Source organism: Bradyrhizobium sp. CW1, assembly GCF_023100665.1.
GTDB lineage: Bacteria > Pseudomonadota > Alphaproteobacteria > Rhizobiales > Xanthobacteraceae > Bradyrhizobium > Bradyrhizobium canariense_D.
The window spans coordinates 3,700,373-3,726,658 of the sequence record NZ_CP064684.1 but is presented as its reverse complement, the minus strand read 5'-3'; the positions used below and the strand labels follow the sequence as shown (position 1 = coordinate 3,726,658).

Below are 26,286 nucleotides of genomic sequence, written 5' to 3'. Positions count from 1 at the left end.
AGAGGGATTGCCGGCACAGTAGTGCTACGGGGTCTTCGGCGACGCGGTTTCCTCGGCGCGCTTGTCGATCACCCTGTCGACCAGGCCGAACTCCTTGGCGTCGCTCGCGGTCAGGAACTTGTCGCGTTCCAGCGCGTCCTCGATCGCCTTGTAGGTCTGGCCGGTGTGCTTCACGTAGATCTCGTTGAGCCGCTTCTTCAGGTTCAGGATTTCCTGGGCGTGCAGCATGATGTCGGTGGCCTGGCCCTGGAAGCCGCCGGAGGGCTGATGCACCATGATGCGCGCGTTCGGCAGCGAGAAGCGCATGTCCTTCTCGCCGGCGCAGAGCAGCAGCGAGCCCATCGAGGCGGCCTGGCCGGTGCACAGCGTCGAGACCGGCGGACGAATGAACTGCATGGTGTCGTAGATCGCGAGGCCCGACGTCACCACGCCGCCCGGCGAGTTGATGTACATCGAGATTTCCTTCTTCGGATTTTCCGCCTCAAGGAACAACAGCTGCGCGACGATCAGCGTCGACATGCCGTCCTCGACCGGCCCGGTCAGGAAGATGATGCGCTCTTTCAGAAGGCGCGAGAAAATGTCGTAGGCGCGCTCGCCACGGTTGGTCTGCTCGACCACCATGGGCACGAGGTTCATGTAGGTTTCAACCGGATCGCGCATGAGTCACCTAGGGTTTTGAAGAGGCGGACATCGCCAGGCCCGGCTGCCAGTCGGGGCTGGATCTGCCGGAAGGCCGATGGACGTCCCGTGATGCAGGAACTTGGAAGCAGAGGGCGTAGCGACAGATATAGCCCAATTCGCGCCTGACAAGTGCGGAGCGAATTAAGGCTTAATCCGTGAGGCAGTTGAAGCTGATTCGTACAAAGAGGCCCAGCCGGCCACCTGGCTAGCTCGACCTCTTCGCTGATCATCCTTAATGCAAGGCTATCCTGGAGGCTCTCCTAAAGGCTCTTCTGGAGCCCTCAGGCCGCGGTCTTTTCCGCCTCGTCGTCCTTGTAGAGATCGTCGCGCGAGACCTTCTTCTCGGTCACCTTGGCAAGCTCGAGGATGAAGTCGACGACCTTGTCCTCATAGATCGGTGCACGAAGCTGGGCCAACGCTTGGGCGTTGCTGCGGTAATAGTCCCAGACCTCCTTCTCGCGGCCCGGCATCGAGCGCGCCCGCTCGATCACGGCGCGGCCGACCTCGTCATCGGTCACGGAGATCTTGTTCTTCTCGCCGATCTCCGAGAGCACGAGGCCGAGCCGCACGCGACGATCGGCGATCTTGCGGTACTCTTCCTTGGCGGCGTCTTCAGTGGTGTCTTCGTCGGCGAAGGTCTTGCCGGCGGAGTCCATCTCGGCCTTCACCGAGTTCCACATCAGATTGAACTCCTCGTCGACCAGCGAGGGCGGAGCCTCGAAGCGATGGGCCTCGTCGAGGCGGTCGAGCAGCGCGCGCTTGACGCGCTGGCGGGTCGCGGTCGCGAATTCGGCCACCAGCCGCTCGCGCGCCGCTTCCTTCAGCTTGTCCAGCGATTCCAGGCCGAGCGTCTTCGCGAACTCGTCGTCGATCGCGAGATCCTGCGGCGCCTCGATCAGCGTCGCGGTGGTCTCGAACTCGGCCGGCTGGCCGGCAAGCTTGTCGTTCATGTAGTTCTTGGGGAACGCCACCTTCAGCGTGCGGGTCTCGTTGGCGGCGATGCCGATGAGCTGCTCTTCGAAGCCGGGGATGAAGGTGTTGGATCCGATCACCACCTGGATGCCCTCGCCGGCGCCGCCTTCGAAGGCTTCGCCGTTGATGGTGCCCTTAAAGGCGACGGTGACGCGATCACCCGATTCGGCCTTGGCGCCCTCGCCCTTCGCGGCATAGCCACGGTTCGAATCGGCGATGCGCTTGATCGCCTCGTCGACGTCGGCGTCGGTGACTTCGGCCACGGGCTTTTCGACCTCGAAGGTCTTGAAGTCGGCGAGCGCAATCGACGGCACCACCTCGATCGCAACCGTGTAGGTCAGATCGGTTTTGCCGTTGAGCAGCTCCTCGACCTCGGCCTGCTCGGTCGGCATGGTGATCTTCGGTTCGGTCGCCAGGCGGAAGCCGCGCTCGGAGAACAGCTGAGTGTTGGTGTCGCGGATGGTCTGGTCGATGGTCTCGGCCATCACCGAGCGGCCATAGACCTTCTTGAGGTGCGTGACCGGCACCTTGCCGGGACGGAAGCCGTTGATGCGAACCTTGTCCTTGAGGTCGACGAGCTTGGCACCGGCCTTGGCGTCGAGATCAGACGCGGGAACGCTGATCTTGAACTCGCGCTTCAAACCTTCCGAGAGGGTTTCTGTGACCTGCATGGTGTCCAATCTTCTTCTCGTTCGGTCCCGGCGCGCATGCGTCGGGACGCTGTCATTAATCGATCCGGCGCGAGGCGAACGCCTCAACGCCGGTGGTTCATCGGACCGACTTCCGGCGGACAAACATCCGCGCGGGAGCAGATCGCGTAATCCGTGCAAACGCTGAAAGCGCTTGGTGCGGGCGGAGGGACTCGAACCCCCACAACTTTCGTCACTGGAACCTAAATCCAGCGCGTCTACCAGTTCCGCCACGCCCGCGTAAATTTGCATCAAGACCGGCCGCGATGCCGCGGGCGGCGGGCTTATAGCATGTGCCCGCCTGTTCGCAGCAAAAAAATGGCCCGATAGAGGCAGGCTTCACCTAGGCACGACGGCTGGACTTATCCAGCACGGCGTGGTCCGGATCGGCCCATGAAAACGCGGATCTTCGACCTGACGAGGCGCGAGGTTTTGGCCGGATTTGGCGCCTCTGCGGCCGGGCTGACGGCGGGCGGCGCAGTCCCGGCCGTGACCGCCCAACTCGCGCTTCAGGCAAGGCCGGCAACGCTGGCTCTGAGGTCGGGGCAGCCGGCTACACCCATCTGGGAGCTGGCCGCCGTCAGCCATCTCGGGGATGTCCGCCTCAAACGTGGCGACCGCTGCGAGGTGGTCTTCCGCAACGACCTGCCTGTGCCGCTTGCACCAGTTTGGTACGGCCTCAATGGCCCGGCCGCGGCCGACCCGCTTCGGGGTCGCGCACCGACGGCCCCGGACGCGACGGAAACATCAATCATTTCAGTGCCAACCGCGGGAACCCTGTTGGCCGACTTCCGGCTATTCGAGGACGGCCTGAAGCAGCCCGCGCGCCCCCTTCCGATCATCGCCACCGAGACCAACACGGTCGCCGCCGATCGCGACGTGGTCCTCTTGATCGAGGAGTGGCGGCTGCGGCCGGATGGGACCGCACTTGCCCCGGGCCGGGAGCCGAAGGACACATCCCCGCTCTATACAATCAACGGAACGACTTCATTCGAACTCTCAGCTTCAGCAAATGAGCGGCTGCGGCTGCGCTTTATCAACGGCTCGCAACGTTCTGTTCTGGCGATCAAATTGGAAAGTCACGAGGTCCACGTGGTGGCCTTGGACGGACAGCCGGCTGAGCCGTTCCCGGCTCGCAACGGCGCGCTGGTGCTGGCTCCCATCGCACGCGCCGACGCCTTCGTGGATGCGGCCACATCGGCCCCATTCCTGCTGCATGACGGCAAGGAGGCGCGCCAGGTCGGCCGCCTGATGGTCTCCGGCAAGCTTGAGCGGCGTGCGCCGCCGTTGCCGCTCTTGCCACTCCCTCCGAATGACCTGCCCGACCGGCTCGATCTGAGGGGCGCCCTGCGATTCGATGTCGCTCTCGGGGCAGCCGACGCCGGGTGGGTACGGGCCGCAAATTTCTCGACGTCCTCCGCCCCCGCCTTTCGCACCAAGGCCGGCCGCACCGTCGTGTTGGCCCTCAAGAACCCCGCCTCCGTCGCAACCGTCTTCCATCTCCACGGCCACCATTTCCGCCTGCTCGACAAGCTCGACGACGGCTGGAAGCCCTATTGGCTCGACACGCTCGCGATCGAACCCGGCCAGACCCAGCGCATCGCATTCGCTGCGGCCTCTCCCGGGCGGTGGCTGATCGAATCCGTCGTCACCGACTGGGCCGCGCCGCGGCTGGTGCGCTGGTACGGGGTGGAGTGAGCTATCGGCCACGCGTCCAAAGATAGCGAGCGTCCGGTTCTTTCTCCTCGTTTCGGGTCCCGTTGGTCTGCTCGATCAGCGTGAACCCGCGCGCTTCATAGAAGCGGCGCGCCAACGCGTTGCGCTGGAAGGTCCAGAGCTCCAGCTGTTCGCTGGCCTGCTTGGCGATATCGAGGAGTTCGGTGCCGACGCCGCGCCCTTGAACAGCAGGAAGCACGTAAAGCTGCTCGACCCAGCCGTCACGGACAGCGATGATTCCGCTCAGTACATCGGCATCGAAGCGTCCCCACACGCGGCACGTCGCCAAGACATGCTCGCGGTAGAACCAGCGGTCCTCATCCGGCGTATGCAGCCCAGCAAGCCAGGGCATCGCATGGTCGAATGCTGCCCGGTGAACCTGCGCCGCCGCGCCCATATCGGTGAGCGCGAGCGGCCTGAGCATTAGTACTCGATCCCCAGCGCATGATAGATCCGTCGGTGCACGGCGGGCAGCGTCTCGGTGAGATCCTCCGCGATCAGGCCCGGCCCCGCCTCGCTCGCCGCTTCGCCATGCATCCACACCGCGATGCTGGCGGCTTCGAACGCCGGGACGCCCTGCGCAAGGAGGCCTGCGATGATGCCGGCGAGGACGTCGCCGGCACCCGCGGTGGCGAGCCAGGGCGGAGCGTTGGCGGCGATAGTGGCGCGGCCGTCGGGCGCGGCAATCGTGGTGTCGGCGCCCTTCAGCAGCACGACCGCGCCGGAGCGCTCGGCGGCGGCGCGCACGCGCTCGATCTTCGAGCGCCCCGGATGTTTATTGCTGAGCTCGGAGAACAGCCGCGGGAACTCGCCCTCGTGCGGCGTCAGCACCACCGCCTTGTCCTGCGACGTCTTGATCGATTCGAACAGGCGCTCGGGATTGGCGGCAAAGCTCGTCAGCGCATCCGCGTCGAGCACCAGGCGCCGCTGGGCGTTAAGCGCCGTGTGGACGAGATCGCAGGTGCGCTCGCCGACGCCCGCGCCAGGGCCGATGATGCAGGTGTTGTAACGCTTGTCGCCGAGCAGCTCGCCGAACTCGATGGCGGTATCGACGGGGTGAACCATCACCGCGGTGAGCGCAGCCGCATTGATCGCCAGCGCATCACGCGGCGTGGCCAGAGTCACCAGGCCCGCGCCGGCGCGCAGCGCCCCGCGCGCGGCGAGCCGCGCCGCACCGGTCGCCGCCGCATCGCCCGAGACCGCCAGCACATGACCTCGCGCGTATTTATGGCCGTCGATGCGCGGCACCGGAAAGGCCGAGCCCCAGAAGTCCGGATCGTTCTCAAAAATCTGCGGCGCGATCTCGTCCAGCACCTGCGCCTCGATGCCGATGTCGGCGACGCGGACGTGACCGCAATGCATGCGCCCCGGCAGCAGCAGATGCGCCGGCTTCTTGCGGAAGAAGGTGACGGTCTCGGCGGCGTTCACGGCCACGCCCAGCACGGCCGCGCTGGTGCCGTTGATGCCGCTCGGCAGGTCGACCGCGAGCACCGGCGCACCATTGGCGTTGATCGCCTCGATCATCTCACGCGCCTCGCCCTCGACGGGACGGCTGAGGCCCGCGCCGAACAGCGCATCGATGATCAGCGCCGGTCGCCCGATCGCCTGCGGGTTGAACGGGAGCACCGGGTGTTTCCAACCCCGCGCGGCCGAGGCCGCGTCGCCCTGGAGCTGGTCCCGCTCGCACATCAGGATCACCGAGACCTCGCGGCCTTGCGCGGCGAGCTCGGCGGCTGCGACAAAACCGTCCCCGCCGTTGTTGCCCGGGCCGGCCACGATCAGGATTGGCCCCTCCTCCACCAGCGCGTGGGCGGCCTCGGCGACCGCCTGACCGGCGCTGAGCATCAGCTTGAAGCCGGGGGTGCCTGCCGCAATGCTGAGCTGGTCGGCGCGCTGCATTTCGGCGTTGGTCAGAACTTCCATGCCACTTCCCTGTCCAAAAGCCTTTTCAAGAGGCACGTTCCGCACCGGGCCATCCGACGGAACGACGATCTGCACAGATATTGAACCGTTTGCCTATTTCGTAGTCTGCGGTATTTTGTGCGGGTCGGCGCCACCTATCAGAGCTGCACGTTAAAGGGCTGATAACGCTCCAATAATCAGGGCATTTGCAACTTGGCATAGACCCTGCTTTCGCGGAAGTCGCTTCGGTTCGTCGTGCTCACTGGCATTTATCAGGGTGTGGCCGGCCGTTGTTGCCGGATTGGTCAGGGATCCCGGCATAGCGAAGACAAGATCATGCGTTAAGAAAAGCGCATCCTGACGAAGACGTTGCTATTGTTCGAAAGGCCGGGAGGCGCGCAGTGAAGAAAATCGAAGCCATCATCAAGCCATTCAAGCTCGACGAGGTGAAGGAAGCGCTTCAGGAAGTCGGCCTTCAGGGCATCACCGTCACCGAAGCCAAGGGCTTCGGCCGGCAGAAGGGTCACGCCGAGCTGTACCGCGGCGCAGAATACATCGTCGACTTCCTGCCCAAGGTGAAGATCGAGATCGTGATCGGCGACGATCTGGTCGAGCGCGCCATCGACGCAATCCGCCGCGCCGCGCAAACCGGGCGCATCGGCGACGGCAAGATTTTCGTCTCCAACATCGAAGAGGCGATCCGCATCCGAACCGGCGAATCCGGGCTGGACGCTATCTGAGCCGGGTGCTATCCCGCATTTTGCGACATTCTGACAAGAAATAGGCTGCTTCGGCGGCCTCGTTTTGTTTGTGCCTCGCGCGCCTCAAGAAGCGTGAACACGGTCGCTCGAAGTTTGGAAACCGACCCGCAGAGCCAAAAGGGGTATGCATGAAGACCGCCAAAGACGTCCTGAAATCGATCAAGGACAACGACGTCAAATACGTCGACCTGCGCTTCACCGATCCGCGCGGCAAGTGGCAGCACGTCACCTTCGACATCAGCATGATCGATGAGGACATTTTCGCCGAAGGCACGATGTTCGACGGCTCATCGATCGCCGGCTGGAAGGCGATCAACGAGTCCGACATGTGCCTGATGCCCGATCCGGTGACCGCGACGATCGATCCGTTCTTCGCCGAGACCACCATGGTCATCACCTGCGACGTGCTCGAGCCGACCACCGGCGAGCCCTACAACCGCGATCCCCGCGGCATCGCCAAGAAGGCCGAGGCGATGGTGAAGTCGATGGGCGTTGGCGACACCGTCTTCGTCGGCCCCGAAGCCGAATTCTTCGTGTTCGACGACGTGCGCTTCTCCGCCAATCCCTACAGCACCGGCTTCCGCCTCGACTCCTCGGAGCTGCCGACCAACTCCGACACCGAATATGAAGGCGGCAATCTCGGCCATCGTGTCCGCACCAAGGGCGGCTACTTCCCGGTGCCGCCGCAGGATTCCGTGCAGGACATGCGCTCGGAGATGCTCGGCGCCATGGCCAAGATGGGTGTGAAGGTCGAGAAGCACCATCACGAAGTCGCCTCCGCCCAGCACGAGCTCGGCATGAAGTTCGACACGCTGACGCTGATGGCCGACCACATGCAGATCTACAAATACTGCATCCACCAGGTCGCGCACATCTACGGCAAGACCGCCACCTTCATGCCGAAGCCGGTCTTCGGCGACAACGGCTCGGGCATGCACGTGCACCAGTCGATCTGGAAGGACGGCAAGCCGGTGTTCGCCGGCAACAAATACGCCGACCTGTCGGAGACCTGCCTCCACTACATCGGCGGCATCATCAAGCACGCCAAGGCGATCAACGCCTTCACCAATCCGTCGACCAACTCCTACAAGCGTCTGGTCCCGGGCTATGAGGCTCCCGTGCTGCTCGCCTATTCCGCGCGCAACCGCTCGGCCTCCTGCCGGATCCCCTACACTGCTTCGCCGAAGGCCAAGCGTGTCGAGGTGCGCTTCCCCGATCCGCTCGCCAATCCCTATCTCGGTTTCGCCGCGATGCTGATGGCTGGCCTCGACGGCATCAAGAACAAGATCGATCCGGGTCCGGCGATGGACAAGGACCTCTACGATCTGCCGAAGGAAGAGCTGAAGCAGATCCCGACGGTGTGCGGCAGCTTGCGCGAGGCGCTCGAAAACCTCGACAAGGACCGCGGCTTCCTGAAGAACGGCGGCGTGTTCGACGACGATTTCATCGACGCCTATATCGAGCTGAAGATGACCGAAGTCGCCCGCTTCGAAATGACCCCGCACCCGGTCGAGTTCGAGATGTACTATTCGGGCTAGGCGGCCCGAACGACCACGACGCACGAAAGGCGCCCCTCGGGGCGCCTTTTTTGTGGTCATCGAGTTTCGTTCTGCGTCTGACTCCATTTCGTTCTCAAAGAACGAATCGGAATCGAGAAAACTGGCGCGCATCAATTCTTGATATCTGGTTTATTGCGCCCGAGAGATCGCGAGCGCTGTTGGTAATTCGCAGGATGCATTCAGCGCCGCGAAATCCATCCTGGAGACTAGTTCTCGTGCCTGTTTGCGAAAATCGCCAATCCTCCGCCGCCGGTCGCAACGATCGATAGCCTTATAGGCCTCGGCGCAGCCCCGCAGCTACGCCGCCGCGCGCTGCTTCGCCACCATGGCCTGACCGAACGCCTCGAACAGTTTTCGGTTGATCGGATTGTGCTGCGGGTCGTATTCGGCGTGCCATTGCACGCCGAGCGCAAAGGTCTTGGCTTCCGCGATGCGGATCGCCTCGATGGTGCCGTCCTCGGCAATGCCCTCGATCAGCACGCGCTTGCCGGGATCGAGGATGCCCTGGCCGTGCAGCGAATTGACCCTGATCTTGTCACAGCCGAGCAATTCCGCGAACGCGCCGCCCGGTGTCAGATCGACGTCGTGACGATCGGCGAACACCACTGTCGGGTCGGGATGGATCTCACCGTTCTCAAGCCTTGGCATGCGATGGTTCATGCGGCCCGGGATTTCGCGGATCTCGGGATGCAGCGAGCCGCCGAAGGCGACGTTCATCTCCTGGAGGCCCCTGCAGATGCCGAACAGCGGGATACCGCGGGCAACGCAGGCGACCGAGAGCGCCAGCGCCACCTCGTCGCGGTGGATGTCGTAGGGCTCGTGCGCCTCACACGGATCGACGTTGAAACGGGTCGGATGGACGTTGGCGCGGGCGCCGGTGAGCACGATTCCGTCGACGGTATCGAGCAGCGCGCCGATATCGGTGATGTCGGGCGAGCCCGCGAACATCACCGGCAGACCGCCGGAAACCTCGGCCACGGCGCGCAGATTACGCTCGCCGACCATCTGGACCTGAAATCGATTCTCAACGCGATGGGCGTTCCCGATCACGCCGACGACCGGCTTTCTCATCTCCCGTTCAGACCTCTCGCCGAAGACGATTCTCCAAACATGCCCCTGGGGTGGAACAAATTCAACAGAAGGGTACGCGGGACGGCAATGCTATTTTCGCGCAAATGCCTCCCGGGCCACGATCGCGCCGCCAAGGGGCAGGCCGGCGGTCTTCAGCGCGGTCGCCGCCGGGTCGCCCGGCGCAGCCAACCAGGGCAGTTTCGTCTCGATTCCGCGCGTCACGGGCTCCCCGAGCGCGCCACCGAAATCGATCGGCCAAAGCCCGTTGGGCACTGTTTCGGCGGTAAGGCCACGGAGTGCGTAACCGTCGCCCAGCACCGCCTCCACATGGTCGCCGGCGACAAGGCGCGCGGTCGTAGGGTCCAGGGGATCGCCAAAGCTCACCAGCGTGGGCATTAGGTCGCCCTGCACCGCGACGACGCCGGTCTGCCGGTTGAGCTCGTTGAACGAGACGCGGTTGCCTCGCGCAGCGCCATAAGCGCGGAGCGCGACATAGTTGATGTCGTCGAGATCGAGCTTCGCGCCCTGCTGATGCGCGAGCAATGCCACCACATTCTTTCCCCGGCCGAGGTCGACGAACACGGCCTCGCCGCGCATCGTGGTGCGGCCGCCCCGGCTATAGCCGCGATCGGGCACGACGGACAGAATGCCCGACCCGGTCTTGATCCCGTCAGGCGTCGTCACCTCGACCGCGAGGCGATATTTGTGACCGGGCCGATTGATCCGGATCTGGTCGCCAATCACGAGCACGGCCAGAAGCCCGAGCAGACCCACCCATTTGCTGATGAAACTCAAGCGCGCCCCACCTGTTCTCTCCTCGTCGGTCTGCACCGTTCATACGGCAGCGTCAAACCAGCGCGTTGACGCGGTCTTGATCAAAAGCGTGTTTGTCGAAAGAGTGCCCCCCGGTCCACCTAAAGGACATTGCGTGATCACATTCCCGAATGAACGACCCCCGACCCGTTTTGATCTGGCTTGGGGCATTTCGGTCGGCGGCATCGGTGTGGTGCTGTTCGCCGTGCTGCTCGCGTTCTCCTGGTACTTCGCCACCACCCTGCTCCTGATCTTCGCCGGGGTGCTGCTGGGCCTTGGGCTCAACGCGCTGACCAACGCGCTTGGCCGGCACGCGCGTCTTCCGCATACGCTGCGGCTCGCGATCGTCTGCTTGGCCCTCGCGCTGATGCTCGCGGGCATCGCATATCTCGGCGGCGCCACCATCGCCGATCAGGCGGCGGGACTCAGCAAAACCATCAAATCCCAGATCGGCAACGTCAAATCATTCCTGGACAATCACGGCATCGACACCAGCTTCTTCGATTTCGGGAGCTCCGGACCCGGTTCGTCTCCCGACGCGCAACCGGAGCCGACGCCGTCGGCCGGCACGGCGTCGCGCGGGGCAATACCCGGCGCAGGCGCCCTTGCCTCCAGCGGCGGGGCGATCGTGAGCCAGACGTTCAAGCTGCTGCTTGGCACCATCCACGGCGTGGGAAACATCTTCATCGTGCTGTTTCTGGGAGTCGCCTTCGCCGCCCAACCCAGCGTCTATCGCGAGGGATTGCTGTTCATCGCGCCTGCAAAACATCGCGCGCGCACGGCCGTCATCATCGACCGCGTCAGCGAGACACTTGAACGATGGCTGATCGCACAGATGATCGTCATGCTCGCGGTCGGCGCGGTAACCTGGATCGGGCTTCTCATCATCGGCATCCCGGGCTCCTTCATTCTCGGGATTCAGGCGGGACTGCTCGGCTTCATTCCGACCGTCGGCGCCATCATAGCCGGCGTCGTGGTCGTGCTGGCGAGCCTCGCCTCAGGATGGATTCCGGCGCTGTCGGCGTTTCTCCTCTTCATGGGCGTCCACGCCATGGAGAGCTACGTGCTGACGCCCCTGCTGCAGCGGCAGGCACTGGACATTCCGCCGGCCACGCTGTTCGCGTTCCAGATCCTGCTCGGCGTCGTGTTCGGGATCTGGGGCCTGGCGCTGGCGCTGCCACTGGTCGCCATCGCCAAAGTCGTGATCGACCATTTCAAGACGTATGAAGCGCCGCCTCTGGCGGAGGCGGCCTGAGCCGCCTCAGGTGATGAGCACGGTTTCGGTGTGCTCCACCTCAGGCGGTGCCGCAAAATACTGGCCGACGAGGCCGCGCCATTCGGTGAAATTCTCGGAGCCGCGAAAATCGACGGTGTGGTTCTCGAGCGTCTCCCACTTCACCATCAGACGATAGCGCTGCGGCTTCTCGATCGACTTGTGCAGCTCGAAACCGTGAAAACCCTTGGAGCGGCCGAAAGCGGCCTTCGCCTTGGCAACGGCGGCCTCAAAATCCTTCTCGCTGCCCGGCTTGACGTCGATTTGCGCGATCTCGGTGATCATCTGTTTCCACCCATTTTGTTCGATGGGCGTGTCTACCGCAGCCCGCGACAAAGAAAAAGGCGCCGAAACGGCGCCCTGCCCGGTCCAAGAATGCAGATCACTCAGGCGAGCAGCAGAACGGTGCCCACCACCATCAGCGCACAACCGGCGAACAGCGCGAGCGGCCAGTAATTGCGGCCTTGCGTGTAGCGCCCCTGGGCGCGGCGCTCGGTGATCAGCGCGCTCTCGTATTCGTCCGCGGTCGAGAACAGGCACGCGAAGCCGCCGCGTGCCGAAGTCGCCGCGGCTTCGAGCGACATCAAGGCGGTCTGCGGGTTCTGTCGACGGATCGATTCCATGACCGCAATGGTAGGGGTCGAATGGTAAACAGGGGATTACCGCGAGGCCTCCTTTGCCTAGGCGATCGCCGGCTGCGCTTTGGACTGCGTGTTGGGCACGCCGATCCGCGCGGCGCTCTGGCGGCGCCAGTTCTCCAGCGACAGTGGCAGCTCCTCCGCCGACTCGACGCGGTTTCGGCCGCCGCGCTTGGCCTGGTAGAGCGCGGTGTCGGCCGAGGCCAGCAGCACTTCGAGCTCGGTGCCGGCCGGACCGCCGGCGACGCCGATGCTGACGGTGGTGTCGACCGGGCCCTCGTCGACGACGACGCCGGAGGTCTCGAAGGCCTCGCGCACGCGCTCAGCGACCAGCACGCCCTCCTCGAGCGAACACGGCAGGAGGGCGGCGAACTCCTCGCCGCCGATGCGACCCGACATGTCGCTGATGCGCAGATTGCTGACGACGACGGTCGAGAACAGTTTCAGCATCTCGTCGCCGGCGGGATGGCCGAACCGGTCGTTGATCGACTTGAAATGATCGATATCGAAGATCATCACGGTCACGGGACGTCCGGCCTTTGCCTCGCGCTCGATCACGCGCCCGCAGGCTTCCGAGAAGCCGCGGCGGTTGAGCATGCCGGTCAGCGGATCGGTGGAGGCGGCGGTCCGGTGCGCGGTGACGGTGCGCTCGGACACCAGCATGAAGATCACGAACACGGTGCCGACGGCATAAAGCACGAGCTCGACCGCGAACACGGTGACCCAGATGCTGCTGGCGAAACCCGCATCGTGCGGACGCAGGAAGCTGCCGAGCACGATCGGCAGCATCAAGACGCAGCCGTGCATCACCGGCACCACGAAGGCCGGCCAGCGCCGTTGCAGGCTCTTGCGTCGCTCGACCCAGAGCTCGCTGGCGGTCAACGCCGCATAGACCGACACGATGCCGGCGCCGACGATCATGCGCAGCATGGACGCGGCGGGATCGAGCAACGTGGCGGCAGCGACCCAGGCGAGCGCGCCGACCAGGAGACCCGGCCAATTCGGCTTGCGGCCGCGGAAGACGCGCGCCGCATTCCACACCATGCCGCACGCGACGAAGCCGACCGCGTTCAGCGCAAGGTAAAGATGCGGCCCCAATCTGTCGCCCGCCGCCGTCCAGAGCGCGACCGATGCGGCGCCGAGGAGATAGGCGGTGCCCCACCATTTCAGCGCAGCGCTATTCTCCTGCCTTCCGAAAAACACCATCATGGCGCCGAGCAGTGCGGCGACCATGGTGGCGACCAAATAGAGCGTGATGCTATCGAGCGACATCATGTCGACCCCCTTCTAGACATAGCAGTTACGCGATCGGATCAACCGATTTGCGCGCCCTTCCAAAAGCGACGCTATGTCCCGCGGGTTCCATTCAGGTTTTCATGCGAGCCCAAGTTTTCAGGAAACACGCCATCAATTTGCATACAAACGAACAGCAAAAAGGGCGCTGAAATCAGCGCCCTTTTGCATCTCATTGAAGCCGCTTTCGCGACGAATGCGACCGATGCGATTAACGCTTCGAGAACTGGAAGGACCGGCGGGCCTTGGCCTTGCCGTACTTCTTGCGCTCGACCACGCGGGAGTCGCGGGTGAGGAAGCCGCCCTTTTTGAGCACGGTGCGCAGCTCCGGCTCGAAATAGGTCAGTGCCTTGGAGATGCCGTGACGGACGGCACCGGCCTGGCCGGACAGACCACCGCCGGCGACGGTGCAGATCACGTCATACTGGCCGGACCGCGCGGCCACGGAGAACGGCTGCTCGATCATCATGCGCAGCACGGGACGGGCGAAATAGACCTCGACCTCGCGCGCGTTGACCGTGACCTTGCCGGCGCCTGGCTTGATCCAGACGCGGGCGACCGCGTCCTTGCGCTTGCCGGTGGCATAGGCGCGGTTGAACTTGTCGACTTTCTTCTCGTGCTTGGGCGCGTCGGGCGCGGCCGCCGTCTTGAGCTGCGAGAGCTGGTCGAGCGACTGGATGGATTCGGCCATGTTATGCGGCCCTCGTGTTCTTGCGGTTCAACTTGGCGATGTCGATCTTCTCGGGCGTCTGGGCCTCGTGCGGATGATCGGCGCCGCCATAGACGCGGAGGTTGCCCATCTGGACGCGACCGAGCGGGCCACGCGGGATCATGCGCTCGACGGCCTTCTCGAGCACGCGCTCGGGATGCTTGCCCTCGAGGATCTGGCGCGCGGTGCGCTCCTTGACGTGGCCGACATAGCCGGTGTGCTTGTAATAGGTCTTCTGCTCGCGCTTGCGGCCGGTGAGAACCGCATGCTGCGCGTTGATGATGATGATGTTGTCGCCGCAATCAACGTGCGGGGTGTAGGTCGGGAGGTGCTTGCCGCGCAGGCGCATGGCGACGATGGTGGCGAGACGGCCGACGACCAGACCCTTGGCGTCGATCAGTACCCACTTCTTCGTCACCTCAGCCGGCTTTGCCGAAAAGGTTTTCATGTCAGAGTTTCCGTGAACGGGGAGCATCGGCGCGAACACCGCACCGGACTGGCGGTTTTCTAGAGAACAGAGGCGCCGCGGTCAATGCCCAAAGGCGGAATTTACTTGTTAAATATCAACGACTTGGAAATATGGTATTAAGATACCCGTAAAAAGTTCAAACGTTTGGAATGGAATAGGTCGAGGTGACATGCGCAATCGGATCGGGCGAGGTGCCGGACAATAGCTTCACCTCACCGACTGCGAGGCGCTTGCCGAGCTTGAGCAGCCGCGCCTCCGCCAGCACGTCCTGCCCGGGCTGGCCCTTGCGCAGGAAGTTAATGTTGAGATTGGTGGTCACCGCGAGCCCGATCGGCCCGATCGCGGACAACAGCACCACGTACATCGCGAAATCGGCGAGCGCCATCAGGGTCGGGCCGGACACGGTTCCACCCGGCCGCAGCATCTTTTCGCTATAGCGCTGACGCAAAAGGCAGGCCTGACCGTCCGCGCTCTCGATCGTGATGTCGTCGCCGCTGAAGGCCTGGGGAAACTCGTTGCGGAGGAACTGCTCGAGCTCCGCCACGCTCATTTTCGCTAACGCCATGCTGCCCCTCACCCTCGCTTCACGTCCCCTGTTACATTAAGTTATCTGCGTCATCCAATCGCAATAATCCAACCGGAAACGCTTTGATGTCCGTCCAGGCCGCCCGCGCCCCCTCCCCGCAACTGCCGATCCTGCTGCGCGAGACCGTCGGCCCTATCGCGGTCCTGACCCTGAACCGCCCGGCCGCCCGCAACAGCCTGTCGGCGGCGATGATCGCAAGCCTGCATGCCGAGCTCAACGAGATCCGCGACGACAAGTCCGTCCGCGGCGTCGTGATCGCGGCCAACGGTCCCGCCTTCTCCGCCGGCCACGACATGAAGGAGCTGACCGCGCGTCGCGGCGACCCGGATCGCGGCCGTGCCTTCTTCGCCGAGATGATGACCGCCTGCAGCGCGATGATGCAGGCGATCGTGCACCTGCCCAAGCCCGTGGTCGCATCCGTTCAGGGCATCGCCACTGCCGCCGGCTGCCAGCTCGTGGCAAGCTGCGATCTCGCGATCGCCTCGGAAGCAGCACACTTCGCCACTCCGGGCGTCGACATCGGCCTGTTCTGCTCGACGCCAATGGTGGCGCTGTCGCGCAATGTGCCGCGCAAGCAGGCGATGGAGATGTTGCTGACAGGCGAGCCGATCCCGGCCGCACGCGCTCGCGAGATCGGGCTCGTCAATCGTGTCGTCGCCGCCGGCAGCGAGCGCCATGCCGCCATTGCGCTCGCCGAACAGGTCGCGCTGAAATCCGCCTATACCGTCAAGCTCGGCAAGGAGGCGTTCTACCGCCAGGCCGAGATGAACCTTGCAGATGCCTATCGCTATGCGGCAGAGGTGATGACCGAGAACATGATGGCGCGCGACGCCGAGGAAGGCATTGGCGCCTTCATCGAGAAGCGCACGCCGACATGGCGGGATGAGTAATTCGTCATTGCGAGCGAAGCGAAGCAATCCAGAATCCCTCCTCGGAGACAGACTGGATTGCTTCGTCGCTTCGCTCCTCGCAATGACGGCGAAAGATGAGCCCGAAAAGATGAGCCAATGAACCACGACGCCTATCCCGACAATTACATCCGGGGCATCCTCAACAACGTGAAGTCGATCGCGATGGTCGGCGCTTCGCCTGCCAACGTGCGGCCGAGCTATTTCGCGTTCAAATATCTGGCCCAGCGCGGCTACGACATGATTCCGGTTAATCCCGGCCATGTCGGCAAGGAGCTGCTCGGAAAACCCTTCGTCGCCTCGCTGTCCGACATCGGCCGTCCGGTCGACATGATCGACATTTTCCGCAACTCCAGCCACATCATGCCGGTGGTCGAGGAAGCCCTCACGCTCGATCCGCTGCCGATGGTGATCTGGATGCAGTTGGGGGCGCGCGACGATGCGGCGGCGCTGAAGGCGGAATCGGTCGGTATCAAGGTGGTGATGAACCGCTGCCCCAAGATCGAATATGGCCGCCTGTCGTCGGAGATCTCGTGGATGGGCGTCAATTCGCGCACGCTGAGCTCCAAACGCGCTCCGGTACCGACGCAGGGCATGCGGCTATCCCTCAATCGGATGAGTGTCGGCGGCGGCGACACTGCGGCATCGGACCGCGCCGCCAAAAACAAGACCGAGCAAAGCTGACGCAATTGCGAAGGTTTCATTCGCGAACGCGACAATGCGTAGCACGATCGTTCCGATGTGAAGCCGCGCCTTGACGGCAGCCGCGGCGCCAATCAGCATGCCGCGCGATTTCAGACCACGAGAACAGGACGCCCTCAATGAGCGATCGCCTTCCGGGATTTTCGACCCTCGCCGTGCATGCCGGTGCACAGCCCGATCCCACCACCGGTGCGCGCGCGACTCCGATATATCAAACGACGTCGTTCGTCTTCAACGATGCCGACCACGCCGCCTCTCTGTTCGGCCTGCAGGCGTTCGGCAACATCTATACCCGCATCGGCAATCCCACCAACGCCGTGCTGGAAGAGCGCGTCGCGGCGCTCGAAGGCGGCACGGCCGCGCTGGCGGTGGCCTCGGGCCATGCCGCGCAGGTCGTGGTGTTGCAGCAATTGCTCCAGCCCGGCGACGAGTTCATCGCCGCGCGAAAGCTCTATGGCGGCTCCATCAACCAGTTCACCCACGCGTTCAAGAGCTTCGGCTGGAACGTGGTGTGGGCCGATCCCGACGACATCGCGAGCTTCGAACGCGCGGTCACGCCGCGCACGAAAGCGATCTTCATCGAGTCCATCGCCAATCCCGCCGGCAGCATCACCGACATCGAGGCGATCTCGACGGTGGCGCGCAAGGCGGGCGTACCGCTCATCGTCGACAATACGCTGGCCTCGCCCTATCTGATCCGCCCGATCGACCACGGCGCCGACATCGTCGTGCACTCGCTGACGAAATTTCTCGGCGGCCACGGCAATTCGATCGGCGGCATCATCGTCGATGCCGGCACTTTCGACTGGTCGACAGGCGGCAAATATCCGATGCTATCGGAGCCGCGGCCCGAATATCACGGCATCCGGCTCCAGGAGACGTTTGGCAATTTCGCCTTCGCGATCGCCTGCCGCGTGCTCGGCCTGCGCGACCTCGGACCCGCGCTGTCGCCGTTCAACGCCTTCATGATCCTCACCGGCATCGAGACATTGCCGCTGCGCATGCAGAAGCACTGCGACAACGCGAAAGCGGTCGCCGAATTCCTCGCCGGCCATCCGGCGGTGGCCGCGGTGAACTATGCGGGCCTTGCAAGCGACAAGTACAACCAGCTCGCGCGCAAATACGCGCCGAAGGGTGCCGGCGCCGTGTTCACCTTCAGCCTGAAGGGCGGCTACGATGCCGGCGTCAGCCTGGTGTCGAAGTTGCAGCTGTTCTCGCATCTGGCCAATGTCGGCGACACCCGTTCGCTGGTCATCCATCCGGCCTCGACCACGCACAGCCAGCTCGACGACGCCGCCAAGGTCAAGTCCGGCGCCGGCCCCGACGTGGTGCGGCTCTCGATCGGCATCGAGGACAAGGAAGATTTGATCGCCGATCTGGAACAGGCACTGGGCACGTAGCTGTCCTGGACATTCCGGGGCGCTTTGATGTGCCCCGGGAGTCCGGCTCCAGTTAACAGTCATTAACCATATCTGCCGCATACATCGTCACTGGATCGCCCCCTTTGATTCGGAGCCGACGATGCTGCGCTGGATGGTGCCTGCCCTTGCGGCGATGTTGACAGTCTCAGCTGCGTTCGCCGCCGATCTGCCGGCCACGCCGAGGCGGCGGGCCGCCGCTCCGCCGCAGGAGCCGCCGCAGGTCTATGTCGAGACCGATCCGGATGCGCTGATCTCGCCGGCCTACGGCATCGGCAGCTACGTCCGCAATTTACCGGGTACGCCACTGCTGCCGGGGTCGCACACGCTGCCGGGCTATTACGGCCGCCCCTGGGACTACGATTACCAGGGCGCGTATTACGGCGGGAAGCAGGTCGATTATTTCTGGCGCCTGCCCTACTCGTGCGGCATCTACGGCTATTGCTGAAGAGCAGATCCGATCAGCCGGCCTGACCGACGGGAACGGCGCGCGGCTGCGCTTCGGTTGCGCCACGCGGCGCGAGCCGCTCTGTCTGCATCACCGCAAGCGTCAGCACCACGATCGCAACTGCCTGATGCGCGAGCGCGAGATCGATCGGCACCTGGTTGAGCAGCGTGAGGATGCCGAGCACGCCTTGCAGGCTGACCGCGCCCAGCAGCAAGAGCGCGCCGCTTGCCGCAGAACCCGCGCGTGAACGGACCGCATCGAACGCGTGCAACGCCGCCAGCGCGAACAGCGCATAGGCCGTCATCCGGTGCTCGAACTGCACCGTCAGCACATTGTCGAACATGTTGCGCCACCACGGCGTCTCGAACCACAGCCGCTCCCCTGAGGGAATGAACGCGCCGTCGATCTGCGGCCAGGTGTTGTAGGCGCGGCCGGCGCGCAGGCCCGCAACCAGAGCACCAAAATAGATCTGGATAAAGGTCACCGCGAGGAGCAAGGCGCTGGTAAAGCGCAGCCGCGACGATGCTGCGATCTGCGGACGCCCGGCGAGCCGCCGCACCGTCCAGACGATGCCGGCGAAGATCACGAGCGCGAGCATAAGATGTGTCGCCAGCCGATATTGCGACACCTCGACGCGTTCGGACAGCCCCGAGGCCACCATCCACCAGCCGACCGCGCCCTGGAGGCCGCCGAGCCCAAACAATAGCCACAGCCGCCGCTTCAACTCACCGGACAGGCCGCCGCGCCAGAGGAAGAACAGGAACGGCAACAGATAGGCGACGCCGATGAAACGGCCGAGCAGCCGATGGCTCCATTCCCACCAGAAGATCTCCTTGAACTCGGACAGGCTCATGCCGGCGTTGAGTTCGCGATATTGCGGGATCGTCTTGTAGGCCTCGAAGGCCGCCGTCCACTGCGCTTCCGAAAGTGGCGGCACGCTGCCCGTGACCGGCTTCCACTCGACGATCGAGAGCCCGGATTCCGTCAGCCGCGTTGCGCCTCCGACCAGCACCATCAGCGCGATCAGCGCAGCCACTGAGATCAGCCACCAGCGCACGGCGCGATACGGCTCGGACGGGGCGGAATTCGTCGTCATTCGAGGCAAAACCAGAGCTTGAACCGGACTGCGTGCCCCTTATAGTCCCCCGCTCCCGCAGCGCAAGTTACGCGAAAGCCGCGATATTCCGTCATGACGATCCGCACTCGCAAGTTCCTCGGCACCATCCTGCTCCTGGTGCTCGCCACCGTCTGGGCACTGCTCGGCATGGCGCTGGCGCAGATGCCGTGGATCGCCGAATCCGGCTGGCGGCAGGCGATCTACTACGTGGTGGTCGGCATGGGCTGGGTGCTGCCGGCGATGCCGATCGTGAGCTGGATGCAGCGGCCGGACCGGGCCAAGTCGAGTTCGTAGCGCTTCCAGTTCGTAGCGCTTCTAGGTCCCAGCAGTGCCAGTCGGCTTCACCGGCGCAAAAGCGACCCCCGACACCAGCACCCGCATCATGCGCAGCGAGCGCACCCGGCCGTCCCAGGAAATGCGCGGCAGCGCGCGCAGATTGGTGCGTCCCTCCGCGTCCACCACGCCCGGGATCGTCGTCACCGCGCTGGCAAAGCCCGCCTCCTCCGCCATGATGACATGGCTGCGCCGGAACGAGGCGCGATCACCGAACGGAAAGGCGAGATGCCGGATGTCGCGATCGAAGGCCGCCTCCGCCACCGCCTTGCCCATCGTCATCTCGCGCAGTGCGGCCGCATCCTTCATGTTGGCGAGAACGGGATAGTTCACGGTCGCACTGCCGATTGTCACCAGCGGATCGGCCGAAAGCCTTGCCAGATCCTCCCAATTCATCGATGCCTCGCGTGAGAGCGCGGCAAGGTCGACCCGGTAGCGCGTGCAGAGGTCTGCGATCGCAGCCGACACATCCGCCGGCGGCAGCGAGCGCAGCCAGGCCTCGAGGAACGAAAACAGCGCCTGCTTCTCCGCGTTGCCAGTCACAGTGAAGCGCTGCTCCTTCTCGCCCATCAAGAGACTGACACGGCTCTCGCGCGCGATCACCTGTTCGAGTCCGAGCCACCAGGCCTCACCGACGCCGTCGGGAAACGCCGTGGGCACATAGATCGTGAAGGGCACGGCGTGGCGCGCCAGCACCGGATAGGCAAAGTCGATCAGATCCTTGCCGGCGCCGTCGAAGGTGAGTGCCACGAAGCGCCGCTGTTCCGACAGCGTCACCGCGCGCCGGCAGACCTCGTCCATGCCGACGAAATCATAGTTCCACCGCTTCAGCGCGCGAATGGCGCGATCGAGGAAATGCGGCGTGATCTCGTTCTCGCGCAGCGGCTGAAACCCGCCGCGCCGGCGCGACCGCACATGCGCAAAGCGCAGGATGGCGCCGGCTCCACGACTGCGCAGCGCAGCCTGGCCCGTGAACCAGGTCAGCTCAAGTCGCAGCCGTTCCAGCCATCTGTCGTCGGATGCCAATGTCCCACCTCGCGCCCGTCGGCGGCCGGTCCCCTCTTGTAGTCATTACCCTTTGTTGACATTTCTTTGCAAAGGTCGGCCACAGGCCGAATTACGCATATTTTTGATTTCTCGACAGGTTCGCGAATGACCATGGCTGCGGCGATGCAAAGCCGGACGGCAGAATTGCCAGCGCAGTCGAAAGCGGGCCGCATCGCGCATGTCGATATCGTGACCGATCTCGGCGCGGCCGAGGCCGTCTGGCGCGCCTTCGAGCAGCCCGGTCATCTCTTCACGCCCTATCAGCGATTTGATCTGCTCAGTCCCTGGCAGCGTCTGGTCGGCGAGCAGGAACGCGCCCGCCCCTTTATCGTCATTGCCCGCGACTCCGAGCATCGGCCGCTGCTGCTGCTGCCGCTCTCGCTGCGCCAAAGCCACGGCGTGCGCACCGCCTGCTTCATGGGCGGCAAGCATACGACCTTCAACATGGGCTTGTGGAACGCCGAATTTGCAGCGCAGGTCGCCAGCGGTGATCTCGACGCGCTGCTTGCGCCGCTCAACGAACATGCCGACGTGCTCGCACTGACGCAGCAGCCGCTGCACTGGAACGACCAGCAGAACCCGTTCGCGCATTTGCCACGCCAAAGCGCGATCAACGGCTGCCCGCTGCTCACGATGGAACCGGGCGGTCCGCCGGCATCGCGGATCAGCAACTCCTTCCGCCGCCGCCTCAAGAGCAAGGAGAAGAAGCTCCAGGCGCTCGCCGGCTATCGCTATCATTTGGCGACCACCGATGCGGACATCACCCGCCTGCTCGACTGGTTCTTCCGTATCAAGCCGGCTCGGATGGCCGAACAGAAGCTGCCCAACGTCTTCGCAGAGCCCGGCGTCGAGCAATTCGTCCGCAGCGCCTGCCTTGCACCACGCGGCGACGGCCGCGTCATCGACATCCACGCGCTCGAATGCGACGACGAGGTGATCGCAATCTTCGCTGGCGTCGCCGACGGCCAGCGCTTCTCGATGATGTTCAACACCTACACGATGTCCGAGCACGCCCGCTACAGCCCCGGGCTGATCCTGATGCGCTACATCATCGACCGCTGCGCCGAGCGCGGCTACCGCTCGCTCGACCTCGGCATCGGCTCGGACGAGTACAAGCGGATGTTCTGCAAGGACGACCAGGACATCTTCGACAGTTTCGTTCCGCTGACGTCACGCGGAAAGCTCGCGGCCATGGCGATGTCCTCGCTGAGCCACGGCAAGCGGCTGGTGAAACAGAACCAGATGTTGTTCGACCTGGCGCAGCGGCTGCGGCGAGCGTTCGGGTAGCTCTCGCCATTGCACGACTGCCCACCTTCTCCCCTTGTGGGAGAAGGTGGCGCGAAGCGCCGGATGAGGGGTTGTATCAGCAAGTCAAAATGCGAGAGGCACGCGCGGAGAGAGACCCCTCACCCGTCTCGCCGCTATCGCGGCGAGCCACCCTCTCCCACAGGGGGAGAGGGTAAGAAACGCCTACGCCGCCACGACGCGCGGCGCGTCCCTCGCATCCGACGGCTGCACCGGTCTGTTCAGCATCGTCACTTCATTGAATCCGACGGCGCTGAGCTGCTCGCACATCAGTGCGCGCGCATCCGGCGCCATCGACGCGTCGGGCACGACGACGGCGCGGGCATTCGCCGTCAGGAGCTCCGCCGGAAGGTCGGAGGCACTGCCGGCATCGAGCAGCACGTGGTCGTAGGCGCGCAGCAGCGCGTCGATCGCGAGCGTCACGCGGGGCGACTGCAACAGGCTGCGATCGAAGCCGGGGCGGCCTGCCATGACCAGATGCAGCCGCGAGAGCTTGTCCCGGGTGATGATCTGCGCGAACGACGCCTCGCCCTGCATCAGTTCGGCGAGGCCGGGTGCCGAGGCATCGACGGACACGGCGGCCATGGTCGGCGAGGACGCGGCGAGATCGACCACGACGACCCGCGCATCGCGCGCCAGGTGCCGGGCCAATGTCAGCGTCGACAGCGTGATGGCTTCGCCGCTCGCAGTGCCGAGCACCGTGACCTTCTTCGCCATGGCTCCGGCGGCGCGCAGGCTGTCGGCCAGATGCTCGATCTCCGCGAATTCGGCGACATCGGCATCGGCCGTCATCTCCGGCTGCAGCGGCGCGGGTTCTGCCATGACCGGGTCGACGACCGGATCGGCGAAGGGCTCGACGACCTCCGGTTGGACGATTTGTTCCTGGCGAGCCGACGCCCGCATGAGCGTTGGCGTGAACACCGCCACCGCACGGGGCGCGGTCTGGCGCAACAACTCTCCGGTGACGACGACGCCCGACGAGAGCAGCAGTGTCGCGATCGTCGCGATCAGCACGATCGGCAGCTTCTTCGGGTAGGCCGGCGTGTTCGAGACGACGGCGCGCGAGATGATGCGGCCATCCGTCGGCGCGGTGTCGATGGTCTCGCGGGTGTTGGCCTCACGGTACTTCGCGAGATAGGTTTCGAGCAGGTCGCGCTGCGCCTTGGCCTCACGCTCGAGGGCGCGGAGCTGCACGTCCTGGCCGTTGGTGGCCGTCGCCTGCTTCTTGAGCTGCTCGAGGCTCGCCGACAATTCCTGAACGCGCCCGCTGGCGGCACGCGCATCGTTTTCGAGCGTGCGGGCGAGCTTGGCGGCCTCGTCGCGGATCTGGGTGTCGAGGTCGGCGAGCTGCGCCTTCAACTCCTTGATGCGCGGATGGTTGCCGAGCAACGTCGACGATTGCTCGGCCAGCTGGGCCCGCAACGCCACGCGCTGCTGCGAAGGCGTGCGCATCGATTCCGAGTTCAAGATTTCCGACGATTCGATCGGTTTGCCGCTCTGGATCATCTCGCGGATCAGGCGCGCCTTGGACTCGGCATCGGCCTTGAGCGCGCGCGCATTGTTGAGCTGGGTGTTGACCTCGCCCATCTGCTGGTTCGATAGCGTCGTGTTGTTGGTGCCGACGAACAGGCTCGACTTGGAGCGGAAGTCCTCGGCCTTCGCTTCGGCCTCGGAGACATTCCGTCGCAGCTCATCGATCCTGCCGGCATACCACTGGCTGGCGTTTCGGGCCTGGTCCTGGCGCGCATCCTGCTGGAGCACGAGATAGCCGTCGGCGATCGAATTGGCGACGCGCACGGCGAGATCGGGATCGGCAGACTGGAATTCGATCACGATGACGCGTGACTTGTCGACGGCGTAGGCCTGGAGGCGCTCGTAATAGGCGTCCAGCACCCGCTCTTCCGGCGTCATCGAGAACGGATCGCGGCCGATGCCGACCAGCGCCGCAAGAGACTTCAGCGGCGAAACGCCTTGCAGCACCGGATCGAACTCGGGCCGCTCCGCAAGCTTGTTCTTCTTGATGATCTCGCGCGCGAGATCGCGCGACAGCACGAGCTGCACCTGGCTGGTGACGGCTTCGGCGTCGAGCGCCTGCCGTTCCTCGGCGCGATCGCTATTGGGCCGCAGAAACACGTTCTCACGGCCGTCGATCAGGATACGGGATTCAGACTTGTAGCGCGGCGTGATGAGATTGACGATTGCGATGGATGCGACGAGCGCCAGCACCGTCGGAACGATGATCCAGCCGCGCTTGCGCGCCAATGCCGCGCCGAGCGCGTGCAGGTCGATGTCGCCGGATTCGACTGGCGCCGGCCGCGGAGCAACGGGCGCAGGCTTTGCTTCAATGCTGGGCTCGAGTTCAGCCCGCTTGGCTGCTGCCTTCGAGACAGCCCGCTTGACCACCGCCTTGTCCTTGCCGGCACGCCAGAACGCTAAACGCATCGAACACTCCCGCAGGCGCAACGCCACGAACCTACCTCAACCAGGGCGATTACACTCCATTAAGGTTGCCGCTGGGTTAATCGCAGCGTCGGGCGGCTCGCGCAGGTGCGTCCGTCACCGTTTGTTAACCACGAGGCCTCTTAATCCGTCTCGATATTTCGTCAGATTGTTCGAGCATTCGCCGTCGAGCGCTGGTTTTGATCATGCCCCCCTCTCCCGACCAGCCGCTTCGCATCCTGCACGCCGTGCGCGCTCCGGTCGGCGGCATCTTCCGCCACATCCTCGACGTCGCCAACGGCCAGGTCGATCGTGGCCATCACGTCGGAATTCTCGCCGACAGTCTCACCGGCGGTGAGCGCGCCGACAAGGCCCTTGCCGAGCTCGCACCGCGGCTGAAGCTCGGCGTGCACCGGATGGCGATCCGCCGCGAACCGTCGCCTGACGATGTCCTGGTCTGGTTTCGCTTGCGGCGCCTGATCGCCACGCTCAAGCCCGACGTCATGCATGGCCACGGCGCCAAGGCCGGCGCTTTCATCCGGATGCGGCGGCGATCCGACGACACCATCCGCATCTACACCCCGCATGGCGGCTCGTTGCATTATCCCCTCAACACCCTCAAGGGCGAGTTTTACGCGCGGCTCGAGCGTGCGCTGATGGATGCGACCGACCTGTTCCTGTTCGAAAGCGCGTTTGCCCGCGACACCTATCAGCGCATCGTCGGCAAGCCGAAGGGCGTGGTGCATTGCGTCTTCAACGGCGTGACGCCGGAGGAATTCGAACCTGTCGTCATGGCCGACGACGCCACCGACCTCGCTTATGTCGGTGAGTTCAGGCACATCAAGGGCGCCGATCTGCTGGTCGACGCGGTGGCGCGCCTGCACGAGGGCGGTAAGAAGGTCACGCTGACGCTCGGCGGTGACGGCGAGGAGACCGCGGCGCTCAAAGCGCAAGTCGAGAGGCTCGGCCTCTCCAGCGCCATCCGCTTCATCGGTCACGTCAAGGCACGCTACGGCTTTTCCAAGGGGCGGCTGCTGGTCGTTCCCTCGCGTGGCGATTCCATGCCCTATGTCGTGATCGAGGCCGGTGCCGCCGGGATACCGATGATTGCGTCCAAGATCGGCGGCATTCTCGAGATTTTCGGCGCGGAGAACCCGGCGCTGTTTGCGCCGAGCAACGCGGAAGCCATGGCGGAGGCGATCGCGGCCGCGCTCGACAATCCGCTGGGAACAGCGCAGCGCGCCTTGTCGCTTCGCGAGCGCATCTCCGCGCATTTCTCGCAGCAGGCGATGGTCGAGGGCGTGCTCGCGGGCTATCGCGACGCATTTACCAATCACTAACCATTCTTAAGACCCGCTTTAGAGAATCTTCCGATTTGTCCGATAACCCAAGCGCCAGGGGATACTCGCCCGGGACGCAAGGACGCGGCCCGCGGGT

The 26,286-nt window shown here is 64.4% G+C and carries 26 protein-coding genes and 1 tRNA gene; 11 read left to right on the top strand and 16 right to left on the bottom strand.

All coding sequences use genetic code 11. From position 1 onward, the window contains the following. Positions 1-24 precede the first annotated feature (24 nt). The 3 genes from IVB54_RS18290 to IVB54_RS18280 all read right to left on the bottom strand — a co-directional run bounded on the left by IVB54_RS18290 (position 25) and on the right by IVB54_RS18280 (position 2,582). Positions 25-660, bottom strand: a complete 636-nt coding sequence (locus IVB54_RS18290) for an ATP-dependent Clp protease proteolytic subunit (RefSeq protein WP_007611005.1) — start codon at positions 658-660, stop codon at positions 25-27. 302 nt (positions 661-962) lie between these two features. After that, positions 963-2,324, bottom strand: a complete 1,362-nt coding sequence (gene tig, locus IVB54_RS18285) for a trigger factor (RefSeq protein ID WP_085362115.1) — start codon at positions 2,322-2,324, stop codon at positions 963-965. Positions 2,325-2,497: 173 nt separating this feature from the next. Further along, a tRNA-Leu gene (locus IVB54_RS18280) sits at positions 2,498-2,582 on the bottom strand. 153 nt (positions 2,583-2,735) lie between these two features. On the opposite strand from IVB54_RS18280, the gene IVB54_RS18275 reads away from it, so the two are divergent. Then, complete coding sequence (locus IVB54_RS18275; RefSeq protein ID WP_247777423.1) at positions 2,736-4,040, top strand: multicopper oxidase domain-containing protein; 1,305 nt, start codon at positions 2,736-2,738, stop codon at positions 4,038-4,040. A gap of 1 nt (position 4,041) precedes the next feature. Here IVB54_RS18275 and IVB54_RS18270 read toward each other — a convergent pair whose 3' ends face one another. Beyond that, positions 4,042-4,482, bottom strand: a complete 441-nt coding sequence (locus IVB54_RS18270) for a GNAT family N-acetyltransferase (RefSeq protein ID WP_204511359.1) — start codon at positions 4,480-4,482, stop codon at positions 4,042-4,044. Further along, entirely contained in the window at positions 4,482-5,981 is a 1,500-nt protein-coding gene (locus IVB54_RS18265) for an NAD(P)H-hydrate dehydratase (protein WP_247777422.1), read from the bottom strand. Before IVB54_RS18265 ends, IVB54_RS18270 begins: the two co-directional genes overlap by 1 nt. Positions 5,982-6,361: 380 nt before the next feature. Here IVB54_RS18265 and IVB54_RS18260 point away from each other — a divergent pair, with 380 nt between their 5' ends. Together IVB54_RS18260 and glnA are read left to right on the top strand one after the other, a co-directional pair. Continuing rightward, positions 6,362-6,700 (top strand): P-II family nitrogen regulator, encoded by a 339-nt coding sequence (locus IVB54_RS18260; RefSeq protein WP_007603495.1) that lies wholly within the window; start codon positions 6,362-6,364, stop codon positions 6,698-6,700. Positions 6,701-6,849: 149 nt separating this feature from the next. Beyond that, positions 6,850-8,259, top strand: coding sequence for a type I glutamate--ammonia ligase (gene glnA / locus IVB54_RS18255; protein ID WP_007603494.1), 1,410 nt, complete (start codon positions 6,850-6,852; stop codon positions 8,257-8,259). A gap of 318 nt (positions 8,260-8,577) precedes the next feature. Here the strand turns inward: glnA and IVB54_RS18250 are convergent, their stop codons facing one another. Together IVB54_RS18250 and IVB54_RS18245 are read right to left on the bottom strand one after the other, a co-directional pair. After that, a complete protein-coding gene (locus IVB54_RS18250) occupies positions 8,578-9,351 on the bottom strand; it encodes a gamma-glutamyl-gamma-aminobutyrate hydrolase family protein (RefSeq protein WP_018455114.1) in 774 nt (257 codons plus the stop codon). Positions 9,352-9,441: 90 nt separating this feature from the next. Then, a complete protein-coding gene (locus IVB54_RS18245; protein WP_247777421.1) occupies positions 9,442-10,146 on the bottom strand; it encodes a hypothetical protein in 705 nt (234 codons plus the stop codon). A 136-nt stretch (positions 10,147-10,282) separates the two neighbouring features. On the opposite strand from IVB54_RS18245, the gene IVB54_RS18240 reads away from it, so the two are divergent. Then, complete coding sequence (locus IVB54_RS18240; protein ID WP_039799329.1) at positions 10,283-11,419, top strand: AI-2E family transporter; 1,137 nt, start codon at positions 10,283-10,285, stop codon at positions 11,417-11,419. 6 nt (positions 11,420-11,425) lie between these two features. Here the strand turns inward: IVB54_RS18240 and IVB54_RS18235 are convergent, their stop codons facing one another. The 6 genes from IVB54_RS18235 to IVB54_RS18210 form a co-directional block, all read right to left on the bottom strand. Continuing rightward, on the bottom strand, positions 11,426-11,722 hold the full coding sequence (locus tag IVB54_RS18235) for an antibiotic biosynthesis monooxygenase family protein (RefSeq protein WP_018455117.1): 297 nt from the start codon (positions 11,720-11,722) through the stop codon (positions 11,426-11,428). A 101-nt stretch (positions 11,723-11,823) separates the two neighbouring features. Further along, entirely contained in the window at positions 11,824-12,060 is a 237-nt protein-coding gene (locus IVB54_RS18230; protein ID WP_018455118.1) for a hypothetical protein, read from the bottom strand. A 57-nt stretch (positions 12,061-12,117) separates the two neighbouring features. Further along, a complete protein-coding gene (locus tag IVB54_RS18225) occupies positions 12,118-13,350 on the bottom strand; it encodes a GGDEF domain-containing protein (protein WP_247777420.1) in 1,233 nt (410 codons plus the stop codon). 229 nt (positions 13,351-13,579) lie between these two features. Next, the gene (rpsI, locus tag IVB54_RS18220; protein ID WP_007603485.1) at positions 13,580-14,059 is read right to left on the bottom strand and encodes a 30S ribosomal protein S9; all 480 of its coding nucleotides are present in this window, start codon (positions 14,057-14,059) and stop codon (positions 13,580-13,582) included. Position 14,060: 1 nt separating this feature from the next. Then, on the bottom strand, positions 14,061-14,525 hold the full coding sequence (gene rplM, locus IVB54_RS18215) for a 50S ribosomal protein L13 (protein WP_018455120.1): 465 nt from the start codon (positions 14,523-14,525) through the stop codon (positions 14,061-14,063). A 157-nt stretch (positions 14,526-14,682) separates the two neighbouring features. Next, positions 14,683-15,111, bottom strand: coding sequence for a PaaI family thioesterase (locus IVB54_RS18210; protein ID WP_007603483.1), 429 nt, complete (start codon positions 15,109-15,111; stop codon positions 14,683-14,685). An 86-nt stretch (positions 15,112-15,197) separates the two neighbouring features. On the opposite strand from IVB54_RS18210, the gene IVB54_RS18205 reads away from it, so the two are divergent. The 4 genes from IVB54_RS18205 to IVB54_RS18190 all read left to right on the top strand — a co-directional run bounded on the left by IVB54_RS18205 (position 15,198) and on the right by IVB54_RS18190 (position 18,608). Continuing rightward, positions 15,198-16,022: an enoyl-CoA hydratase gene (locus tag IVB54_RS18205; protein WP_204511362.1), complete on the top strand. Its 825-nt coding sequence runs from the start codon at positions 15,198-15,200 to the stop codon at positions 16,020-16,022. Positions 16,023-16,139: 117 nt separating this feature from the next. Next, entirely contained in the window at positions 16,140-16,724 is a 585-nt protein-coding gene (locus IVB54_RS18200; RefSeq protein WP_018455123.1) for a CoA-binding protein, read from the top strand. 137 nt (positions 16,725-16,861) lie between these two features. Next, complete coding sequence (locus tag IVB54_RS18195) at positions 16,862-18,142, top strand: O-acetylhomoserine aminocarboxypropyltransferase (protein WP_085353375.1); 1,281 nt, start codon at positions 16,862-16,864, stop codon at positions 18,140-18,142. Between the two features lie 121 nt (positions 18,143-18,263). After that, complete coding sequence (locus tag IVB54_RS18190; RefSeq protein WP_247385784.1) at positions 18,264-18,608, top strand: hypothetical protein; 345 nt, start codon at positions 18,264-18,266, stop codon at positions 18,606-18,608. A 13-nt stretch (positions 18,609-18,621) separates the two neighbouring features. Here IVB54_RS18190 and IVB54_RS18185 read toward each other — a convergent pair whose 3' ends face one another. Beyond that, entirely contained in the window at positions 18,622-19,704 is a 1,083-nt protein-coding gene (locus tag IVB54_RS18185; protein WP_247385782.1) for a COX15/CtaA family protein, read from the bottom strand. A gap of 93 nt (positions 19,705-19,797) precedes the next feature. On the opposite strand from IVB54_RS18185, the gene IVB54_RS18180 reads away from it, so the two are divergent. Next, positions 19,798-20,019, top strand: a complete 222-nt coding sequence (locus IVB54_RS18180) for a DUF2842 domain-containing protein (protein ID WP_007603477.1) — start codon at positions 19,798-19,800, stop codon at positions 20,017-20,019. Positions 20,020-20,040: 21 nt separating this feature from the next. Here IVB54_RS18180 and IVB54_RS18175 read toward each other — a convergent pair whose 3' ends face one another. Further along, positions 20,041-21,084, bottom strand: a complete 1,044-nt coding sequence (locus IVB54_RS18175; protein WP_018455127.1) for a polysaccharide deacetylase family protein — start codon at positions 21,082-21,084, stop codon at positions 20,041-20,043. A 126-nt stretch (positions 21,085-21,210) separates the two neighbouring features. Between IVB54_RS18175 and IVB54_RS18170 the strand changes: the two genes are divergently transcribed. Further along, entirely contained in the window at positions 21,211-22,392 is a 1,182-nt protein-coding gene (locus IVB54_RS18170; protein WP_085353381.1) for a GNAT family N-acetyltransferase, read from the top strand. Between the two features lie 183 nt (positions 22,393-22,575). Here IVB54_RS18170 and IVB54_RS18165 read toward each other — a convergent pair whose 3' ends face one another. Beyond that, the gene (locus tag IVB54_RS18165; protein WP_247777419.1) at positions 22,576-24,852 is read right to left on the bottom strand and encodes an exopolysaccharide transport family protein; all 2,277 of its coding nucleotides are present in this window, start codon (positions 24,850-24,852) and stop codon (positions 22,576-22,578) included. Between the two features lie 203 nt (positions 24,853-25,055). On the opposite strand from IVB54_RS18165, the gene IVB54_RS18160 reads away from it, so the two are divergent. Continuing rightward, a complete protein-coding gene (locus IVB54_RS18160) occupies positions 25,056-26,189 on the top strand; it encodes a glycosyltransferase family 4 protein (RefSeq protein WP_085353585.1) in 1,134 nt (377 codons plus the stop codon). Positions 26,190-26,286: the final 97 nt, after the last annotated feature.

Bases quoted from the DNA above. Each gene is read 5' to 3' on its own strand.
- IVB54_RS18290 (WP_007611005.1), bottom strand. From the start codon at position 660: ATGCGCGATCCGGTTGAAACCTACATGAACCTCGTGCCCATGGTGGTC.
- tig (WP_085362115.1), bottom strand. From the start codon at position 2,324: ATGCAGGTCACAGAAACCCTCTCGGAAGGTTTGAAGCGCGAGTTCAAG.
- IVB54_RS18275 (WP_247777423.1), top strand. From the start codon at position 2,736: ATGAAAACGCGGATCTTCGACCTGACGAGGCGCGAGGTTTTGGCCGGA.
- IVB54_RS18270 (WP_204511359.1), bottom strand. From the start codon at position 4,482: ATGCTCAGGCCGCTCGCGCTCACCGATATGGGCGCGGCGGCGCAGGTT.
- IVB54_RS18265 (WP_247777422.1), bottom strand. From the start codon at position 5,981: ATGGAAGTTCTGACCAACGCCGAAATGCAGCGCGCCGACCAGCTCAGC.
- glnA (WP_007603494.1), top strand. From the start codon at position 6,850: ATGAAGACCGCCAAAGACGTCCTGAAATCGATCAAGGACAACGACGTC.
- IVB54_RS18250 (WP_018455114.1), bottom strand. From the start codon at position 9,351: ATGAGAAAGCCGGTCGTCGGCGTGATCGGGAACGCCCATCGCGTTGAG.
- IVB54_RS18235 (WP_018455117.1), bottom strand. From the start codon at position 11,722: ATGATCACCGAGATCGCGCAAATCGACGTCAAGCCGGGCAGCGAGAAG.
- IVB54_RS18230 (WP_018455118.1), bottom strand. From the start codon at position 12,060: ATGGAATCGATCCGTCGACAGAACCCGCAGACCGCCTTGATGTCGCTC.
- IVB54_RS18225 (WP_247777420.1), bottom strand. From the start codon at position 13,350: ATGATGTCGCTCGATAGCATCACGCTCTATTTGGTCGCCACCATGGTC.
- rpsI (WP_007603485.1), bottom strand. From the start codon at position 14,059: ATGGCCGAATCCATCCAGTCGCTCGACCAGCTCTCGCAGCTCAAGACG.
- rplM (WP_018455120.1), bottom strand. From the start codon at position 14,525: ATGAAAACCTTTTCGGCAAAGCCGGCTGAGGTGACGAAGAAGTGGGTA.
- IVB54_RS18210 (WP_007603483.1), bottom strand. From the start codon at position 15,111: ATGGCGTTAGCGAAAATGAGCGTGGCGGAGCTCGAGCAGTTCCTCCGC.
- IVB54_RS18205 (WP_204511362.1), top strand. From the start codon at position 15,198: ATGTCCGTCCAGGCCGCCCGCGCCCCCTCCCCGCAACTGCCGATCCTG.
- IVB54_RS18200 (WP_018455123.1), top strand. From the start codon at position 16,140: ATGAACCACGACGCCTATCCCGACAATTACATCCGGGGCATCCTCAAC.
- IVB54_RS18195 (WP_085353375.1), top strand. From the start codon at position 16,862: ATGAGCGATCGCCTTCCGGGATTTTCGACCCTCGCCGTGCATGCCGGT.
- IVB54_RS18190 (WP_247385784.1), top strand. From the start codon at position 18,264: ATGCTGCGCTGGATGGTGCCTGCCCTTGCGGCGATGTTGACAGTCTCA.
- IVB54_RS18185 (WP_247385782.1), bottom strand. From the start codon at position 19,704: ATGACGACGAATTCCGCCCCGTCCGAGCCGTATCGCGCCGTGCGCTGG.
- IVB54_RS18180 (WP_007603477.1), top strand. From the start codon at position 19,798: ATGACGATCCGCACTCGCAAGTTCCTCGGCACCATCCTGCTCCTGGTG.
- IVB54_RS18170 (WP_085353381.1), top strand. From the start codon at position 21,211: ATGACCATGGCTGCGGCGATGCAAAGCCGGACGGCAGAATTGCCAGCG.
- IVB54_RS18165 (WP_247777419.1), bottom strand. From the start codon at position 24,852: ATGCGTTTAGCGTTCTGGCGTGCCGGCAAGGACAAGGCGGTGGTCAAG.
- IVB54_RS18160 (WP_085353585.1), top strand. From the start codon at position 25,056: ATGCCCCCCTCTCCCGACCAGCCGCTTCGCATCCTGCACGCCGTGCGC.